Source organism: Lysobacter sp. 1R34A, assembly GCF_051217035.1.
Classification (GTDB): Bacteria; Pseudomonadota; Gammaproteobacteria; order Xanthomonadales; family Xanthomonadaceae; genus Lysobacter.
Genome location: NZ_JBPKJP010000030.1, coordinates 24,706 through 41,456 on the forward strand (window position 1 = coordinate 24,706; position 16,751 = coordinate 41,456).

At 70.3% G+C, this 16,751-nt stretch carries 17 protein-coding genes and 1 pseudogene; 6 read left to right on the plus strand and 12 right to left on the minus strand.

The features are described 5' to 3' along the window. The first annotated feature begins 95 nt into the window (after window positions 1-95). Window positions 96-1,364 carry a patatin-like phospholipase family protein gene (locus tag ACSAMQ_RS09560; RefSeq protein ID WP_435395422.1) on the plus strand — a complete coding sequence of 423 codons (1,269 nt, stop codon included), beginning with the start codon at window positions 96-98 and terminating at the stop codon, window positions 1,362-1,364. Window positions 1,365-1,389: 25 nt separating this feature from the next. Here the strand turns inward: ACSAMQ_RS09560 and ACSAMQ_RS09565 are convergent, their stop codons facing one another. Then, entirely contained in the window at window positions 1,390-3,069 is a 1,680-nt protein-coding gene (locus tag ACSAMQ_RS09565) for a phosphoethanolamine transferase (RefSeq protein WP_435395423.1), read from the minus strand. Continuing rightward, the gene (locus tag ACSAMQ_RS09570) at window positions 3,066-3,788 is read right to left on the minus strand and encodes a phosphatase PAP2 family protein (RefSeq protein WP_435395424.1); all 723 of its coding nucleotides are present in this window, start codon (window positions 3,786-3,788) and stop codon (window positions 3,066-3,068) included. Before ACSAMQ_RS09570 ends, ACSAMQ_RS09565 begins: the two co-directional genes overlap by 4 nt. A 477-nt stretch (window positions 3,789-4,265) precedes the next feature. On the opposite strand from ACSAMQ_RS09570, the gene ACSAMQ_RS09575 reads away from it, so the two are divergent. Together ACSAMQ_RS09575 and ACSAMQ_RS09580 are read left to right on the plus strand one after the other, a co-directional pair. Next, entirely contained in the window at window positions 4,266-4,973 is a 708-nt protein-coding gene (locus ACSAMQ_RS09575) for a response regulator transcription factor (protein ID WP_435395425.1), read from the plus strand. After that, the gene (locus ACSAMQ_RS09580; RefSeq protein WP_435395426.1) at window positions 4,957-6,279 is read left to right on the plus strand and encodes a sensor histidine kinase; all 1,323 of its coding nucleotides are present in this window, start codon (window positions 4,957-4,959) and stop codon (window positions 6,277-6,279) included. The genes ACSAMQ_RS09575 and ACSAMQ_RS09580 overlap by 17 nt, the downstream gene beginning before the upstream one ends. Window positions 6,280-6,427: 148 nt before the next feature. Here the strand turns inward: ACSAMQ_RS09580 and ACSAMQ_RS09585 are convergent, their stop codons facing one another. The 4 genes from ACSAMQ_RS09585 to ACSAMQ_RS09600 form a co-directional block, all read right to left on the minus strand. Next, window positions 6,428-7,348 (minus strand): EcsC family protein, encoded by a 921-nt coding sequence (locus ACSAMQ_RS09585; RefSeq protein ID WP_435395427.1) that lies wholly within the window; start codon window positions 7,346-7,348, stop codon window positions 6,428-6,430. 84 nt (window positions 7,349-7,432) lie between these two features. Continuing rightward, the gene (locus tag ACSAMQ_RS09590) at window positions 7,433-7,834 is read right to left on the minus strand and encodes a DUF3037 domain-containing protein (RefSeq protein WP_435395428.1); all 402 of its coding nucleotides are present in this window, start codon (window positions 7,832-7,834) and stop codon (window positions 7,433-7,435) included. Beyond that, a complete protein-coding gene (locus ACSAMQ_RS09595) occupies window positions 7,812-8,588 on the minus strand; it encodes a HipA family kinase (RefSeq protein WP_435395439.1) in 777 nt (258 codons plus the stop codon). Before ACSAMQ_RS09595 ends, ACSAMQ_RS09590 begins: the two co-directional genes overlap by 23 nt. 137 nt (window positions 8,589-8,725) lie before the next feature. Continuing rightward, window positions 8,726-9,415, minus strand: coding sequence for an FMN-dependent NADH-azoreductase (locus ACSAMQ_RS09600; RefSeq protein ID WP_435395429.1), 690 nt, complete (start codon window positions 9,413-9,415; stop codon window positions 8,726-8,728). A gap of 138 nt (window positions 9,416-9,553) precedes the next feature. On the opposite strand from ACSAMQ_RS09600, the gene gcvA reads away from it, so the two are divergent. Continuing rightward, entirely contained in the window at window positions 9,554-10,450 is an 897-nt protein-coding gene (gcvA, locus tag ACSAMQ_RS09605) for a transcriptional regulator GcvA (RefSeq protein WP_435395430.1), read from the plus strand. Window positions 10,451-10,483: 33 nt separating this feature from the next. On the opposite strand, the gene ACSAMQ_RS09610 is transcribed toward gcvA, so the two are convergent. Then, the gene (locus tag ACSAMQ_RS09610) at window positions 10,484-10,891 is read right to left on the minus strand and encodes a tautomerase family protein (protein ID WP_435395431.1); all 408 of its coding nucleotides are present in this window, start codon (window positions 10,889-10,891) and stop codon (window positions 10,484-10,486) included. Between the two features lie 142 nt (window positions 10,892-11,033). Between ACSAMQ_RS09610 and ACSAMQ_RS09615 the strand changes: the two genes are divergently transcribed. Further along, a complete protein-coding gene (locus tag ACSAMQ_RS09615) occupies window positions 11,034-11,897 on the plus strand; it encodes a LysR family transcriptional regulator (protein ID WP_435395432.1) in 864 nt (287 codons plus the stop codon). Window positions 11,898-12,256: 359 nt separating this feature from the next. Here the strand turns inward: ACSAMQ_RS09615 and ung are convergent, their stop codons facing one another. From ung to ftsE, 4 genes are all read right to left on the minus strand, one after another. Next, a complete protein-coding gene (gene ung, locus ACSAMQ_RS09620) occupies window positions 12,257-12,967 on the minus strand; it encodes a uracil-DNA glycosylase (RefSeq protein ID WP_435395433.1) in 711 nt (236 codons plus the stop codon). After that, window positions 12,964-13,818, minus strand: coding sequence for a response regulator (locus tag ACSAMQ_RS09625; protein WP_435395434.1), 855 nt, complete (start codon window positions 13,816-13,818; stop codon window positions 12,964-12,966). Before ACSAMQ_RS09625 ends, ung begins: the two co-directional genes overlap by 4 nt. Before the next feature lie 156 nt (window positions 13,819-13,974). Beyond that, complete coding sequence (ftsX, locus tag ACSAMQ_RS09630; RefSeq protein ID WP_435395435.1) at window positions 13,975-14,985, minus strand: permease-like cell division protein FtsX; 1,011 nt, start codon at window positions 14,983-14,985, stop codon at window positions 13,975-13,977. Next, window positions 14,982-15,668, minus strand: coding sequence for a cell division ATP-binding protein FtsE (gene ftsE / locus ACSAMQ_RS09635; protein WP_435395436.1), 687 nt, complete (start codon window positions 15,666-15,668; stop codon window positions 14,982-14,984). The genes ftsX and ftsE overlap by 4 nt, the downstream gene beginning before the upstream one ends. A 273-nt stretch (window positions 15,669-15,941) precedes the next feature. On the opposite strand from ftsE, the gene ACSAMQ_RS09640 reads away from it, so the two are divergent. Next, window positions 15,942-16,376, plus strand: a complete 435-nt coding sequence (locus tag ACSAMQ_RS09640) for a hypothetical protein (protein ID WP_435395437.1) — start codon at window positions 15,942-15,944, stop codon at window positions 16,374-16,376. A 122-nt stretch (window positions 16,377-16,498) separates the two neighbouring features. On the opposite strand, the pseudogene ACSAMQ_RS09645 reads toward ACSAMQ_RS09640, so the two are convergent. Next, window positions 16,499-16,751: pseudogene (locus ACSAMQ_RS09645) on the minus strand (hypothetical protein); the annotation flags it as partial.

The following is a 16,751-nucleotide window of genomic DNA, read 5'->3' on the forward strand; positions in this document are numbered from 1 at the left end:
GCGCCCGTCCCAACACCGGAGACGCTCGCCGGCGACAATAACCGGCTGAACGCGCGATGCTCTCGTCGCGCCTCGAAACCGGCGAGGCCGCCTCCATGAAAAGCACCGATGTCGAACTCGAACGGCTGCGCGTGCGCCGCGAAGCGCGCCGAGCCGCGCTCGCCGCCGACACGCGCGGCGCCGGCGAACGCGAAGGCCGGGCCGTCTGCCTGTCCGGCGGCGGCTATCGCGCCGCGCTGTTCCATCTCGGCGCCCTGTTGCGCCTGCACGAGAGCGGGCTGCTCGCCGGCGTGAGCTTGTTCAGCTCGGTCTCCGGCGGCAGCATCGTCTCGGCCTGGCTGGCCTGTCGCTACCTCGACACCCGCCTCGACGGCGAAGCCTTCGCCGCCTGGAGCGACCGCATCGATTTTCGCGCGGTCGTGGTCGAACCGTTCCGCGAGGTCGTCGCCCGCGACCTGCGCACCGTGCCGGTGCTGGCCACCTTCGCCCACAACTGGCTGTGGCCCTCGCACCGGATCGGCCTGCTCGAACGCCGCTATACCGCGATCTTCGGCGAACGCACCCTCGATCAATTGCCCGAATCGCCGGCCTTCGTGTTCTGCGCCACCGACCTGACCTTCGGGGTCAACTGGGAGTTCTCGCGGCGCCGGGTCGGCGACTACCTGGCCGGTTATCTGCGCGATGGCGCGCGACGCGTCCGGCTGGCCTGCGCGGTGGCCGCGTCCTCGTCGTTTCCGCCGGTGTTCGGCCCGGTCCGCTTCGACACCGAACCCGGCGACTACCAGCACGGCCACTATCGCGGCGACGACGGCGAAGAACTGCGCGGGCGCATCGAGCTCAGCGACGGCGGCGTTTACGACAACCTGGCCACCGAGCCGGCGATGCGCCGCTATCGCGAAGTGCTGGTGTCCGACGGCGGCGGACCGTTCGCGTTCGAGAGCCGGCGTTGGTGGCTGCAACGGCTGCTGCGCTACACCCAGGTGGTCGGCAATCAGGCCGAGGCGCTGCGCAAGCGACTGTTCTTCGGCCAGGCCGAAAGCGGCTCGCTGATCGGCATGTACTGGGGCTTGAACGGCTCCCGCGACGAAGGCGCCGACGGCTACGGCCCGGGCCTGGTGCGCGAGGTGATCGGCCAGTTCCGCACCGATCTCGACCGCTTCCTCGCGCCCGAGTTCGAGGTGCTGGTCAACCACGGTTATTTCGCCGCGGTCGATGCGATGTGGCGGCAGAACGGCTGGCATCCCGACAGCGCCCAGAGCGCCCGATGGCCGTATCCGCAGCGCGCCGACGAGAGCGAAGTCCGGCGCCTGTTGCGCTACAGCCACCGGCGCGTGCTGCACCGGCGCTGGTGGGGCGCGAGCTGAGCGCGTTGGCGCGGGCCGTGCCGTCTCAACCCGACGCGGTCGCACTCCCGCCGGGCACGCACGGCGCGAACAGGTCCAGTTCCTTGCGATATACGCCGGTCTCGACCTGCATCAGGCCGAGCACCGAGTGGAACAGGTTGTCCTGGCTGGCCGGCAGCCGCGATTCCCGGCGCAGGCATTGCAGGTCGACGCCGCGCGCGGCGCTGAACCCCGGCGACAGCCACATCACCATCGGCACCCGGGTCTGGGTCTGCGGCGCGATCGCATATGGCACGCCATGCAGGTACAGCCCGTTCTCGCCGAGCGACTCGCCGTGGTCGGACAGATAGATCAGCGCGGTGTCGCGGCTCGCATCGCCGGCCAGGTAGCGGATGGTGCGGGCGAGGAATTCGTCGGTGGCCAGGACCGCGTTGTCGTAGGCATTGACGATCTCCTCGCGGCTGCAGCGCCCCAGCTCGTTGGTGTCGCAGGTCGGGGTGTAGCGGCGCAGGCGCTCGGGGTAGCGGCGGAAGTAACTCGGCCCGTGATTGCCGAGCTGGTGCAGCACCACCACCGCGTCGCCGCCGCGCCGGTCGAGGCGCTCGCGCAGGCCGCGCAGCATGACCTCGTCGAAACAGCGCTCGGCATCGCAGAAGGCCGGATCGCGGTCGTGCTCGAACGACTCGAACGCCAGGCCCGTGCAGACGTTCTTGCACCCGGTCTGGTTGTCGCGCCACAGGGTCTGGATGCCGGCGTATTCGAGCACGTTGAGCAGCGACTGCGAACCTTCGATGCGGCGCTTGTCGTAGTGCTCGCGTCCGTACGGCGAGAACATGCACGGCACCGAGACCTCGGTGCTGCTGCCGCAGGCGGTCATGTCGGGAAAATTGACCGGCTGGATCCGCGCCAGCTCCGGCGTGGTCTGGCGCCGGTAGCCGTTGAGGCCCCAGTTCTGCGCGCGCACGGTCTCGCCGACCACCAGCACCAGCAGCCGCGGCTTGGCGCCGGGCGGGCGCGCGACGACGCGCGCATCGGTGCCGACCGGCTCGCGGCCGCGCGCCCGCGAGGCCGAGTCGTCGAGCGCGACCCGCGCCAGCGAAACCAGATAATTCGCCGGGGTCACCAGGTGGCGGATTTCCTTGTGATTGCGCATCAGCGCCGAGATGTCCTGGAACGACAGCATCAGCGCCAGCACGCTGACCGCGAGCGCGGCCGACAGCGTGCCCACGCGGACCAGCACGGCGCGGCCGAGCGGGCGCGGCGTGAGCTTCACCCGCCACAGCAGCAGCGACGGCAGCACCCCGTACAACAGCATCGGCAGGATCAGGCCGGCACTGAGCAATTCGCCGGACTCCTTGCCGTCGGACTGCAGCACGTTGCGGATCATGCCGGTGTCGAGGTACACGCCGTACTGGCTCATGAAATGCGCGGCGGCGGCGGTGACCAGCAACAGCGCCGTCAGCAGCGGCTTCACCGTCCAGCGATTCAACAACAGCCCGAGCAGCAGCAGGGTGATCGCTACGATCGCCACGAACATGCAGGCGGCGACCCGGGCGCCGTCGCCGGCGCCGAGCGCGCCGGCGGCCGAGGCCGCGCGCCAGAACGCGCCGTTGGCGAACACCGCGAAGAACAGGCTCGCGACCAGGGCGATGGTCTCGACGCTGGCCTGCGGGCGATAGCCGAACCAAGCCGGCCAGCGCAGCCGCGCATGAACGATCGCGTTCATCGACCGGCGCTCGGCGACAGCGGCAAGGCGACGGCGGCCGGCGCGGCGCGCCGCAGCGGCGCCATCGCCAGGTACGACCCCAGCGCCGCCGACCAGGCGATGGCGAGGGTCCACAGGTCGTGCGAGAGGAAATGCGCGCCGCGCAGCTGTTGCGAGACGCCGAACAGCAGGCCCAGGACGAGGCCGACCGACAGCCCGAACCAGCGCCATCGCGGCTGCACACACGACAGGAAGAAGTACAGGGCGACCCAGGCATAGCCGGCGCTGGCGTGGCCGGCCGGAAAGCAGCGCCCGCGGCCGGAACCCGGCGGACGCTGCGAGAACAGGCCGAAGAATTCGTCGGCCCCGCCGTAGCGGCGCAGGTCCCAGGGGCAGTCGACGGCGGTGAGCGACTTCAGCGCCGAGACCAGCGCGATCGCCAGCACGGTCGAGAGCAGCAGATACGCCAGCGGGCGTCGCCACTCGCTCAGGCCCGGGCGCAGCCGCGCGACGAGCCACAGTGCGAGCACGCCGAACCAGGCGGCGGTGCTGGCGTCGCGGCCGAAGCGATGGATCAGCCGCTCGGTCAGGTCAGCGTTCTGCAGCGCCCAGCGCCCGCCTTGCCAGGCGTAGAGGCGATCGGCGAGCCAGAAGTCGCCGCCGCTCATCGCCCAGGCGGTGACCGCGCACCAGACCAGCAGCGGCGCGACGAAGTGGCTGCGCAGGAGCGGGCTGCGCACGAGTAGGAAATACGATGACTGGGGCGGCGAAGAAGGCCCGGAGCGGGCGAGGGAATAGGCGGAATCGTTCATCGACGGCGGCGGGCTCGCAAGGCGGCGAAGGCGTCCCGCAATGGGATCGACCGGACCGGCGGCGATCATCGAAGCCCCGCTGTCGGAGAGCGGTCGGAGCCAGGTTCGCGCTTCGTTAAAGGGCAGACGGTCGCGCCGTTGCAGCCGACAGCGTTCAGCTGCCGGCGTGGATCGCGGCGCGACTTCGACGCGGGCTGCGAGGGGGCACGGCCGCGCTCCGACATCGTTCCGACGCGAGTCGGGCGATGCTGGCGGTTTACTGCGGGCGAACGTAACCGCCCGCGCTCATGGCCCCATCGTCCCTAAAGGCTCCAAACCCGCTTCCAACCGGCCCCTGAGCGGCCCGGCCGGCCCGAATCGGGCACTATCGCAACTAGCCGCGAACCGCGGCGGGAGACTCGGCGCATGCGCCTGTTGGTGGTGGAAGACAATCGCAGCCTGGTCGCCAACCTCTTCGATTATTTCGAGGCGCGCGGCTACACCCTGGATGCCGCGCCCGACGGCCCGACCGGGCTGCACCTGGCGGTGACCCAACATTACGACGCGATCGTGCTCGACTGGATGCTGCCGCGCCTGGACGGGCGCGAGGTGCTGCGCTGCCTGCGCGAGGAAGCCGGTTCGGACGTGCCGGTGCTGATGCTGACCGCGCGCGACGAACTGCCCGACAAGATCGCCGGCTTTCGCGCCGGCGCCGACGACTATTTGACCAAGCCCTTCGCCCTGCCCGAACTCGAAGTGCGGCTGGAAGCGCTGGCGGCGCGCGCCGCCGGCCGCAACCGCAGCAAGGTGCTGCAACTGGCCGACCTCAAGCTCGACCTGACCACCCTGGAGGTCAGCCGCGACGGCCGCGCCCTGCACCTGTATCCGGCCTGCCGCAAATTGCTCGAAGTGCTGATGCAGTCGAGCCCGGCCGCGGTCACCCGCGAACGCCTCGAACACGCCTTGTGGGGCGACAGCCCGCCCGACGGCGACATGCTGCGCTCGCATATCTACGAACTGCGCCGCGCCGTCGACGGGCCTTACCCGGTCAAGCTGATCCAGACCCTGCCGCGGGTCGGCTACCGGATCGCCGCGCCGGCCGCGGAGCGCGACCTCGATGACCACGCCGGCTGACTCCGGCGCCGGTTCCGCCCGCGACGCCGCCGGCGCGCGCGGTGGGTTCCGTTCGAGCCTGCAGCGCCGCATCCTGCTCGGCGTGCTCGGCTATACCGCCTTGCTGTCGGTCGCGGTGGTGGTACAGGGCTTCGTCGTCAACGAGCACGCCGAGCACCTGGTGTGGACCTCGCTGCTGGATTCCGAGCTCGATCACTTCATCGAGCGCCGCCAAGTCGATCCCGATTACCGCTGGATCGACACCGATTCGCTGCAGCTCTACGACAGCCGCGGCGCGCGGCCGATCCCCGCCGGCCTGCAAGCGCTCGCCCCCGGCGTGCACGACGACATCCTGGTCGACGGCACCGAACGCGTGGTGATGGTGCGCGACGTCGACGGCGCGCGCCTGACCCTGTCGCTCGACATCACCGACATGGAGCACAGCGAGTTCGACATGGCGCTGACCATCGCCGGCGCCGCGATCACCACCCTGTTGCTGTTGGCCGTGATGATCGGCTGGGGCGTGCACCGGCTGGTCCGTCCGCTCAGCCACATGGCCCAGCGCATCGGCGGCCTGCAGCCCGACCGCGCCGGCCAGCGTGTCGAAGTGCCGGAAGCGGCGAGTTCGGAACTGGTGGTGATCGCCGATGCGGTCAACGACTACCTCGAACGCAACGACCGTTTCGTCGAGCGCGAACGCGCCTTCATCGACAGCGCCAGCCACGAGCTGCGCACGCCGATCGCGGTGATCGCCGGCTCGACCGAGCTCGCGCTGGAACACCGCGAATTGCCGCCGGGCGCGCGCCTGCAACTCGAACGGATCCGCCGCACCGCCCGCGACGTCGAGCAGCTGATCTCCTTGCTGTTGACCCTGGCCAAGGACCCGCAGCGCCTGGCCGCGAGCGCCGACCGCGTCGCCCTGGACCAGTTGCTGCCGGAGATCGTCGAAGACCATCGCCACCTGACCCGCGACAAGGACCTCAGCCTGGCGCTGGCGCCGCTGCCGCATTGCGAGATCGTCGCGCCGCTGCCGATCGTGCAGGCGGCGATCGGCAATCTGCTGCGCAACGCCATCGAGAACAGCGACCGCGGCGAAATCGCGATTCGCCTGTCCGCGGACGCGACCGTGATCATCGAAGATCCGGGCCACGGCATGACCCCGGAAGAAATCAGCGCGATCTATGCGCGGGTCGCACGCGGCGGCCGCGGAGGCGGCGGCATCGGCCTGGACCTGATCTCGCGCCTATGCGAACACCTGGGCTGGAGCCTGCGTTTCGACGCGGCCGAACGCGGCACGCGCACGACCCTGAGCCTGCGTTCCGATTGAGGCAACCGCGCGGCGATCGCCGGTTCGCTGCTGGGCTCGGGGAAATGGCAAGTAGGGACTAGGAACGAGCAACTAGTTGCTGTGGCTAGTTGCTCACTACTCGTTGCTCACTACTCGTTACCGGTTACTCACAACCAGCCACCCGCGCCTAACCACCAGCCACGCCGCCGCCCCCGGCATCGTCCGCGCGCGGCGCCGGCAAGGCCCGTGGCGGCGACGCCGGCGCCGACAGCGTCGGGTCGGTGCGCTGGCGTTCGTAGGCGCGGGCGACTTCGGCGTGGCCGTATTTGCGTTCCAGGCGCTTGACGATGAAATGCCCGCGCGCCATGTCCTGGTAGTGATTGGTGAACAGCATGTTCATCGTCGCCGCGGTGGCCGCGCCGATCACCGGCACCAACTGCGCCGCGGTCTTCTCGCCGACCACCACGCCGAAGCGGGTGGCGACCACGTCGACCAGCTTGCTCATCCAGGCCGTGGCCTGTTTCTTGGCGTAGGCATGAGTGGCGTGCTGGGCGCCGCGCCGGCCGGCCAGTCCGGCCAGTTCCAGCCGGCCGACTTCGGCCAATGCGGTGCGCACGGCGTAATAGCCGGACGCGGACGCATCGTCCTCGTCGCTGCCGCCGCCGAAGGCGAACACTTCCACGCATGCGGCCTGCACTTCGGGATCGGACAGCGAAAAGCCCTCGCTGCGGGCGATGTCGGCGACCGCGCGCATCATCACCACGGTCGACACCGGCAGCTCCGCGGCCAGCCCGGCGGCGCCGAAGAAACCGCCGACCGCGCCGACCGCGCCGGCGACCAGCTTGTGGCTCTTGGTCGAGGAGGCCTTGCTCGGCTCGTCCTTGACCGTCCACAGCGCCGCCGCGGCGGCCTTGTGCAGGGCGCCGTGGACGATGTTCTGGATCCTGCGGCTGACGAAGCCGGGCAGCTTCGACATGCCGAACTCGATCGGCGCGCCGACGAAGGCGGTCATGCGCGCGGTGATCGACGGGGTTTCCAGCAGCGCCACCGCGCGCTTGAGGTCGGCGGCGTCGCCGGCGTGCTCGAAGATGTCCTGGCCCTGCTCCATTCGCTCTGGCTCCGTTGCGTTAGTCGCGCTCTGGCGAACATAGGGGCGCCGGCGACGGGCAGCAAGCCCGCGCCGGCGCGGGGTTCATTCGCGCGGCGGGATCGGCCGCACCATGCGCGTCAGCAGGTGCTCGACGATCTGCCCAGGCTCCAGGCAGCGGCCGGTGTGCACCGGTGACATCTGGATGATCGAGCTGCGCTTGGCGGTGAGCCAGTGGAAGCGCGCGCGCACCGGCAACTGGCCGATCGGGCCGGCATCGCGGCCGCCGCGGCAGATCCGTTCGATCGCCTGCAGATGCAGGCGCACCGCATCGATGTCGACGCCGGGATCGAGCGCGCGCAGGCGCGTCTCGTCGAGTTCGATCCCGGCGACCAGCAGGCTCGACCCCGGGCACGAGACCAGCACGCCGACGTTGACGAACTCTTCGCGTTCGACCCGCGGCACCACGCGGATCACCGCATAGTCATAGGGAGAGCGAGCGGGCATGGATCGCCTCCTCCACGAACGCGCGCGGCGCCTGCGCGCGGCGGTTCAGATAATCGGCATAGGCCTGGCGGTGTGCCGCGGCATCGGCAAAGCCCGGCTCGTCGGCCAGCCAGTCGTCGGGCACCAGCTCGACGATGGAGCGCACCAGTTCGGGCGTGACCGCCGCGGCCATCGCCGCATCGACCTGGGCGATGGCGCTGGCGAACGGCAGCAGCACGTGATCCTTGATCGGGACGAAGCGGCTGCCCGCGGCATTGCCGGCGTTGGCCCAGTCGTGGTGGAAGTACAGCGCGGCGCCGTGGTCGATCAGGGTCAGGCGGCGATGCCACAGCAGCATGTTGGTGTTGCGCGCGGTGCGGTCGACGTTGGTGACGAAGGCGTCGAACCAGACGATGCGCGAAGCCAGCTCGTCGTTCGGGCGGTCGACCAGCGGGTCGTAGTTGACCGAACCGGGCAGGTAATCGAGGGCGAGGTTGAGACCCTCGCTGGCGCGGATCAGGTGCTGGATCTCCGGATCGGGCTCGGTGCGGGCCATGTCGGGGTCGAGCTCGATCAGCACGATCTCCGGCACCGGCAGCTCCAGCCGGCGGGCGAGTTCGCCGGCCACGATCTCGGCGACCAGGGCCTTGCGGCCCTGGCCGGCGCCGCGGAACTTCATCACGTACAGGCCGTCGTCGTCGGCTTCGACCACGGCCGGCAGCGAGCCGCCCTCGCGCAGCGGGGTGACGTAGCGGGTGGCGCAGACGGTCCTCAACACGGACGTTCCATTGCGGCGGGCTCGGCGGTGACGGGCGATCGCGGCGATGCGCGATCAGGCCGCCCACCTTAGGTCGAGCGAGGCCAAAAGCAAACTCCGCGGGATGGATTCGCCATGCGGCCGGCTTCGGCGTCTCAAGCCGCCTTGCGCGCTTCGCCCTGCGACAACCGCTCGACCAGGGCGTCGACCTCGGCTTCGGCGCTCTCGATCGAGCGGCGCAGCTCCTCGCCGCCGAACTCGTCGTACTCGATGGCGACGCCGTGCGCCTCGGTGATGCCGAGGTAGCGCATCGGCGTCAGCACCGAGGGTTCGACGTGGTTGATCGACTCCAGCCGTTCGCCCTTGCCGTAACCGTAGTCGCCGCGCGAGCTGAGCAGGACCAGGCGCTTGCCGGCGTCGGCGAGCATCGGCCAGTACGGCTCACCCTCGCGCGAGCGGTCGAAGCCGAAGGTGCGGCCGACCCGCACGACGTTGTCGATCCAGGCCTTGAGCGGGGCCGGTACGCCGAAGTTGTACATCGGCACGCCGATCACGATCAGGTCGGCGGCGATCAACTCGTCGATCAGGGCATCGCTTTCGGCCAGCACCTCGTGCATCCAGTCCTCGCGCCGGGCGAGCGGGGTGAAGGCGGCATGGATCCAGCGGCCGCTGACCGGGGTCGGCGGGGCCACGCCCACGTCGCGCTGGACGATCGCGTCGTCGGGATGGCGCTCGCGCCAGCGACGCACGAAGCGGCCACTGAGGCGGCGGCTGTGCGAGCCGTGGGCCTCGCGGTCGGAGGCATGGGGACGGGCGCTGGAATCGATGTGCAGGAGTCGGGTCATGGCGGTTCTCGCGACGGGCCCATGGATGAGCCCTGATCATGTTCAGGCCGGGATGGCGCTGGCTGCCGCCATGTTGATCCGCCCCTACAAACCCGACAAACTCCGATTACTCAGCCGATAGGAGAATTTTTTTCATCCATGTCCGGACGCCGCCTGCCCCCGCTCGGTTCTCTGCGCGCGTTCGAGGCGGCCGCGCGCCTGCACAGCTTCAAGCGCGCCGCCGAAGAGCTGTCGGTCACCCCGACCGCGGTCAGCCACCAGATCCGCGCGCTGGAAGCGCAGATCGGCGTGCGCCTGTTCGAGCGCCAGACCCGGCGGGTGGCGCTGACCGCCGAGGCGGCCGCGCTGTATCCGGTGCTGCGCGACGGCTTCGACGCCTTCGCCGAGGCCCTCGCCGCGATCGCCGCGCGACGGCGACGGCGCGCGCTGACCGTGTCGGCGCCGCTGTCGTTCACCGCCAAATGGCTGGTGCCGCGGGTGGCCTCGTTCCGCGCCGCCTACCCCGACCTCGACCTGCGCCTGCACGCCTCCGACGACCCGGTCGACCTGCACGGCGGCGTCGCCGACGCGGCGATCCGCTACGGCCGCGGGCCCTATCCGGGCCTGATCGCCGAACCACTGATCGGCAACCGCTTCGCTCCGGTGTGCAGCCCGCGCCTGGAGGTGCGAGGCCCGGAGGATCTGCGCACGCAGTCCTTGCTGCATTCGGAGTGGCGCCATCCGACCGAGGACACGCCGACTTGGCAGGCCTGGTGCGCACGCGCCGGCCTGAGCGGGCTCGATGTCGAGGCAGGGCTGCGCTTCACCGACGAAAGCCATGCGATCCAGGCGGCGATCGCCGGCCACGGCGTCGCCCTGCTGAGCCTGGCCCTGGTCGCCGACGATCTCGCCGCCGGCAGCCTGGTGCAGCCGTTCGGCCCGGTGCTGGACGGTTATCCGCATTGGTTCGTGCGGCCGGACACCCCGCCGAGCGCGGAGGTGCTGGCGCTGCGCGACTGGCTGCGCAGCCAGGCGAAAGGCGCGGCCGCGGGCTGAAGCGGCAGTCCGGGCAGCCGAGGCATCCGCGCTTCAGGCGGCGGCGATCCGCGCCGCCTGATAACGCTGCTCCTGGGTCAGGCCGCCGTAACCGTAGGCGGCCGCGCGCGCATCGACGACGTGGATATATGACGTCTCGTGGACCTCCCCGATCAGCGCCGACAACGCCGCATGCATCGCTTGCAGGTAACGCGCCTTCTCGGCCTTGGTATTGGTCTCGTCGGTGATGCTGATGTCGAGGTGATAGGCGTTGCGTCCCCACTGCGCCAGCGAACGGCCATCGATGAACCAGTGCGGGCGGTCGACGTAGTGGATCGCGACCGCGACCAGTTCGCGCGGCTTGCCGAGGATTTCCACGGTGAGGTCGGCGACGATCGCCGCGGCGCGGCGGCTGAGTTCGGCGTCGGGGGCGCCGGAGAGTTGCAGGTTGATGTGCGGCATGAGCTGGGTCCTGTGAGGGGCCGAAGGTCGGCGGGGTGGATGGGCACAGCCTAGGCTTGCGCCATCCATCGGAATAGCGGGAAGATCCGGCCGTATCCATCGGATCGGCCGATGGCACAGGAATCGCCAAAGAGGGACCGCCATGAGCATGCTCGACCTCGAACAGCTGAAGGCCTTCGTCGCGGTCGCCGAGGCCGGCAGCATTTCCGGCGGCGCCGAACGCGTGTTCCGTTCGCAGTCGGCGGTCAGCGAGCAGATACAGAAACTCGAACGCGCCGCCGACACCGCCTTGCTGCTGCGCTCGCGCCACGGCGTCGTGCCGACCCCGGCCGGCGAACGCCTGATCGGCCACGCGCGGCAGATGCTCGCGCTCGGCGAACTGGCCCTGCACGACGTGCGCCGCGAACTGCGCCGCACCGAGGTGCGACTGGCGATCAGCGATTATTTCCGCCCCGACGACATCGCCGGCGTGTTGCGCCACCTCGCCCGCCACTGCCCGCAGTTGCAATTGCAGGTGACGATGGGCCAGAGCGCGGCGCTGGCGCAGGCCCATGCCGAGGGCGCGCTCGACCTGGCGCTGACGATGGAAGTCGAATCGGCCTCGCGCCCGCGCCGGCGCGCGAGCCACGACGAATTGCGGCGCGAGCCGCTGGCCTGGGCGGCGGCGATCGGATTGGACCTGCGCCATGAGGCGAGCCTGCCGCTGGTGCTGCTGCCGCCGAGCTGCAGCCTGCACCAGACCGCCTTGCGCGCGCTGCAGCGGCAGCGCGTGGCCCATCGCATCGCCCACCTCGGCAGCGGCGTAGCCGGCGTACAGGCCGCCTTGCGCGCGGGGCTCGGCCTGGGCTGCCTCAACGCCTCGGCGATCGGCGAAGGCCTGATGATCGCGCGTTCGAGCCGGCTGCCGCCTTTGCCGTCCTGCGTGTTCCGCCTGTTGCCGCCGCCGGCCGATGCGAACCCGGCCCTGCGCGACGCCGGCGAGGCCTTGCGGGCCTATTTCGGGTGAATGAAGGCATCTGCTTCCCAGGGTAGGAGCGGCGCAAGCCGCGACCGCGAAGCATCGGGTCGCGGCGAAACCATCGCGGAGCGCAACGCGACAACACGCACAGTCATCGTCGTAGGCCGCACACCGCAGGGGGCGGTCGCGGCTTGCGCCGCTCCTGCAAGGAAGCGACGGGTGCAGGAGCGACGTGAGTCGCGACCGCGATGCATTCGATGGCGGCGAAACCACCATGAAGGCATGGCCGCAATGCGCACCGACATCATCGCTGCGCCGCACGCCGGACATCGCGGTGGCGGCTCGCGCCGCTTCTACCCGTTAGCCCTTCCGCGCTTACGCGCTTACGCGCTTACGCGCTTACGCGCTTACGCGGTCAGAGCATCGCGCGGCGGCAGAGTCCAGTCGATCGGGGCCTGGCCGCGGCGCGCGAGGTACTCGTTGGCGGCGGAGAAATGCCCGCAGCCCATGAAGCCGCGGTGCGCCGACAGGGGCGAGGGGTGCGGCGCCTTCAGCACGCGATGGCGACCGGCGTCGATCACCTTGCCCTTGGCCTGGGCGTAGCTGCCCCAGAGCAGGAACACCAGGCCGTCGCGCTCGCGGTTGAGGGTGTCGACGACGTGGTCGGTGAAGCCTTCCCAGCCCTTGCCCTGGTGCGCGCCGGCGCGGCCTTCCTCGACCGTCAGCACCGCATTGAGCAGCAGCACGCCGCGCCGCGCCCACGGCAGCAGGCAGCCATGATCGGGCCGGGCGATGCCGAGGTCGCGCTGGATTTCCTTGAAGATGTTGTCGAGCGACGGCGGCACCGGCACGCCGGGCTGGACCGAGAAGCACAGCCCGTGCGCCTGGCCGTAGCCGTGGTACGGGTCTTGGCCCAGAACCACCACCTTGACCTGGTCGAACGGCGTGGCGTCGAAGGCCGAGAAAATCTGCGGCCCGGGCGGGAAGATGCGCGCGCCAGCCGCCTTGCGCTCGCGCAGGAAACGCGACAGCGACTGCATGTCCTCGCGCGCGAACCAGTCGCCGACGCGGGCTTTCCAGGAGGCTTCGAGCCTGGGCTCGCGGTCGGCGTCGCTCATGCCGGCAGCGCCGCCGGCTCGGACAGCCGCGACAGGCGCAGCTGGAACAGGGTCTTGGTCACCAGCAGGCGCTCCTCGATCGGCTTGAGCACCAGGTCGTTGGCGCCGGCGCGCAGCAGTTCGCTCTGGTTGTCGCGGTTGGCGTCGCCGGTCATCACCAGCACCGGCAGGCGGCGCTTGCCGTAAGCGAAATCGTTGCGCAACTTGGCGAGCAGATCCTTGCCGCCCAGCTCGCCCTTCAGATACACGTCGGTCAGCACCAGGTCGGCGCCGGCATCGCCGCCGGCCGCGCCGCTGGCGCGATGCGCCTCGAGGTGCTCCAGCGCTTCCTCGACACCGATGAAGTGCAACACCTGCAGGGCGTGGCGCTCGAGCATGCGCTTGGTCGCCACCGCGACCACCCGGCTGTCTTCGACGTAGAGCACGCGCGCGCCGGGAATCGGCTGCGGCTGCACATAGCCGCGGATGAACTCGGCCAGCGCGTTCGGGCCGAGCGCCTTGTCGAAATAATCGGTGACGTCTTCGGTGAAGCGGCGCGCTTCCAGGTGCGCCTGGGCGTCGCCGGAAACCACGATCACCGGCACGTAGGCCTGCGCCGCGGCTTCGCGCACCGCGCGCGCCAGGGCGATGCCGTCGCCGTCGGGCAGGACCAGGGCAGTGGTGACGAGGTCGACCTCGCCGTGGTCGAGGGCGACGCGCGCCTCGATGATGCTGCCGCATTGGACGATGCGGGTGTTGGGCAGCTCGCGCATCAGGACATCGGCGATGAGCTTGCGGACCAGCTTGGAGCCGTCGACCACCATCACCCGCGGCGCGGTGTTTTCGAAGTGACGAAGATTCTGGCTTTGCATGTCAGGAACGGTACCGTGTCGGCGACGCAGGGCCGACGCCCAAGGGGGCATCGACGCCAAGCGCACAGGCGGGGGAACCCGATTCTAGGCGGAAGCGGCCGCCGAATCCGAGTCTCAGGCAACATCCTGACAACCGCGCGACGCAAGCGCGCCCGCTCAGCCTTGGCCGGAGCGGCTCTGGCGCAGGTAATGGCCGGTCACGAAACCGGCGCCGAGCCAGCCCAGCGCGGCCGCGCCGGCCAGGATCGCCAGGGCCTGGGCCAGGTCGAAGCCCTGCAGCTCGAAATGACTGCCGTAACTGGTGGCGAGGGCGGCCAGCGGTTCGCGCAGGGTGCGGTCGGCTGCGGTCAGCAGGGCCAGCGCGACCGCGCCGGCGGCCAGGCCGTAACAGGCGCCCAGGTACAGGAACGGCCGGCGGATGAAACCGTCGGTGGCGCCGAGCAATTGCAGCACCCCGATCTCTTCGCGCCGCGACTGGATGTCCAGGCGCACGGTGTTGCCGACCACCAGCAAGGCGCCCAGGCCCAGCATCGCCGCGAGCAGCCAGGCCAGGCGGATGCCGAACCGCAGCCAGCCGTCGAGGCGCTGGCGCCAGCCGGCGTCGTGCTGGACCAGGTCGGTCTCGGCCAGAGTGCCGAGCGATTCGGCCAGAGCCAGCTCGTCGCCCTTCGGCGTGACCAGCAACAGGCTCGGCAAGGGATTGCCTTCGATCGCGCTGAGGCTGTCGCCGAGGCCGCTCTTCTCGCGCAGATCGGCCAGACCCTGTTCCGGGGTGCGCAGTTCGACCGCGCCGACCTCGGGCCGTGCGCGCAGCTCCTCGGCCAGGGTGCGGGCGCGTTCGAGCTTGATTTCGGGCTTGAGGAACAGGCTGATCTGACGCGACTGCTGCACTTCGCCAGCGAAGCGTTCGATGTTGCTCAGCGCCGCCCACAGGCCGAGCGGCAGAGCCAGCGCCACGGCCATCACCCCGATCGTCAGCAAAGCCGCCCAGGGCTTGCTCAGCAGGCGGCCGACGCTGGCGACCAGGCTGTACAGATGGTGGTCGAACCACACCCCGAGCCGCGACTGCACCGCCGACTCGACCGCGAGGTCGTCGTCGCGCGAGGCCGGGGCTTCGATGCCGGGAGACGTCTCGCGGGGAGACTCTTGAGTCGGAAAGGAACTCATTCGGCCAGGTCCTCGGGCGCGATGTCGTCGACCAGGCGGCCCTGGTTGAGCACCAGCACGCGCTTCTTCATGCGCTTGACCAGCGCCAGGTCGTGGCTGGCGACGAGCACGCTGGTGCCGCGCTCGGGCAGGGACTGGAACAGGGTCATGATTTCCGCCGACAGGGTCGGGTCGAGGTTGCCGGTGGGTTCGTCGGCGACCAACAACCGCGGCTCGCCGATGATCGCCCGGGCGATGCCCACGCGTTGCTGCTCCCCGGCCGACAGCTCGCCCGGCAGAGCCGAAGCGCGCGCGCCCAGGCCGACCTTCTCCAGGGTCATGCGCACGCGTCGGCCGATGTCGGCGCGGCGCAGGCCGCGCAACAACAGGGGCAGGGCGACGTTGTCGGCGACGCTGCGGTCGGCGAGCAGGCGATGGTCCTGGAACACCACGCCGATCTCGCGCCGGTGCAGGGCCACGCGGCGGCCGCCGACCTTGAGCAGGTTGCGCTCGCCGAACAACACCGCGCCGCGGCTCGGGCGTTCGCTGAGATGGATGAGCTTGAGCAGGGTGCTCTTGCCGGCGCCGGAGTGACCGGTGACGAACAGCATCTCGCCCGGCGCCACCTCGAAGCTGACTTCGCTGAGGGCCTCGTGCCCGCTGCTGTAGCGTTTGCTGACGTTGTCGAAGCGCAATACGGTCATGGCCGGAAGTATCGCAGAGCGAATCGCCGGAGACATCACGTTTCGGCCCGGGCGTTTGGCCTATGTTCGCGCTGCGGTCGTCGCGCGGCATCGACGACGCATCGACGGCACCGACCGGCTCGCAGGCCGGCCGGCGCAGCACGACCGCAACGGGCCGGTGCTTACCCGCCCGCGCCACGCCTTGCAGCACCTTGATCGTCCGACACCCGCAAGCACCGCCGCCGGCCTCGAGGGCCGGCGCGGACCGTCGTCGACTCTTCAAGGAGCATTCTCATGCAAACGACCAAGGCGCAGTTGACCCTCGCCCTGCTCGCTCTCGGCCTGTACGCCGGTCACGCCGGCGCCGAGCAGTACGACCCGCCGCTCAACGTGGCCACCCTGGCCTGCCCGGCCGGTTCGACCGGCTACAGCAACGCCCGCTTCATCGTGTTTCCCTCGTTCGGCAGCGCACCGCCGAACTGGCGATTGACGATCTGGTGCAGCGCCGGCGGCAGCGGCCGCCGCGGCCATTTCGAACCCGGCAGCAGCGGCGTGTTCACCACCTGGCCGTACGCCGGCGGCGCCTTCGGCGTCGGCTGGCCGCCGTCGCCGAGCTACGGCAATCAGCTGCAGTCGCTCGATATCGACAACGACGGCGATCTCGACGTGTTCCAACTCGTCGAGACCTCGGCCAATACCTGGTCGGTGTTCGTCAGCAAGGCGCTGTGACGAAAGCTCGCGCGAACCTCGTCGAGGCGACGAGGTCGGGTGCCGGATGGGGCTCGATAGCTGCGGAACGTCGACGGCAGGCCGCACGCCTGCCGTCGACCGATCGCGCGCGGCTCAGGCGATCAGTGCTGCGAACGCGGCGGACGCGCGACCAGCGACTTGAGCTTGCGGCCGATGCGGCCCAGCAGCGAGGGCTTGGCCTCGCCGGCCGGTGCCGATGCGGCCGGCCTGTGCGCGGGCTTCTGCACCGGCTTGGCGGCGGGCTTCGGCGCCGGCTTGACCACCGAGGCCTCGGCTGCGTTCGCAGTCGGCGCGCCGGTTTCGGCGCCCTCGATACGGCGTCCGCCACGACGGCGACGGCGCTTGCGCGGTGCG

Excerpts from the sequence above, each read along its gene's own strand:
- ACSAMQ_RS09560 (WP_435395422.1), top strand. The coding sequence starts at position 96 with ATGAAAAGCACCGATGTCGAACTCGAACGGCTGCGCGTGCGCCGCGAA.
- ACSAMQ_RS09565 (WP_435395423.1), bottom strand. The coding sequence starts at position 3,069 with ATGAACGCGATCGTTCATGCGCGGCTGCGCTGGCCGGCTTGGTTCGGC.
- ACSAMQ_RS09575 (WP_435395425.1), top strand. The coding sequence starts at position 4,266 with ATGCGCCTGTTGGTGGTGGAAGACAATCGCAGCCTGGTCGCCAACCTC.
- ACSAMQ_RS09580 (WP_435395426.1), top strand. The coding sequence starts at position 4,957 with ATGACCACGCCGGCTGACTCCGGCGCCGGTTCCGCCCGCGACGCCGCC.
- ACSAMQ_RS09585 (WP_435395427.1), bottom strand. The coding sequence starts at position 7,348 with ATGGAGCAGGGCCAGGACATCTTCGAGCACGCCGGCGACGCCGCCGAC.
- ACSAMQ_RS09590 (WP_435395428.1), bottom strand. The coding sequence starts at position 7,834 with ATGCCCGCTCGCTCTCCCTATGACTATGCGGTGATCCGCGTGGTGCCG.
- ACSAMQ_RS09600 (WP_435395429.1), bottom strand. The coding sequence starts at position 9,415 with ATGACCCGACTCCTGCACATCGATTCCAGCGCCCGTCCCCATGCCTCC.
- gcvA (WP_435395430.1), top strand. The coding sequence starts at position 9,554 with ATGTCCGGACGCCGCCTGCCCCCGCTCGGTTCTCTGCGCGCGTTCGAG.
- ACSAMQ_RS09610 (WP_435395431.1), bottom strand. The coding sequence starts at position 10,891 with ATGCCGCACATCAACCTGCAACTCTCCGGCGCCCCCGACGCCGAACTC.
- ACSAMQ_RS09615 (WP_435395432.1), top strand. The coding sequence starts at position 11,034 with ATGAGCATGCTCGACCTCGAACAGCTGAAGGCCTTCGTCGCGGTCGCC.
- ung (WP_435395433.1), bottom strand. The coding sequence starts at position 12,967 with ATGAGCGACGCCGACCGCGAGCCCAGGCTCGAAGCCTCCTGGAAAGCC.
- ACSAMQ_RS09625 (WP_435395434.1), bottom strand. The coding sequence starts at position 13,818 with ATGCAAAGCCAGAATCTTCGTCACTTCGAAAACACCGCGCCGCGGGTG.
- ftsX (WP_435395435.1), bottom strand. The coding sequence starts at position 14,985 with ATGAGTTCCTTTCCGACTCAAGAGTCTCCCCGCGAGACGTCTCCCGGC.
- ftsE (WP_435395436.1), bottom strand. The coding sequence starts at position 15,668 with ATGACCGTATTGCGCTTCGACAACGTCAGCAAACGCTACAGCAGCGGG.
- ACSAMQ_RS09640 (WP_435395437.1), top strand. The coding sequence starts at position 15,942 with ATGCAAACGACCAAGGCGCAGTTGACCCTCGCCCTGCTCGCTCTCGGC.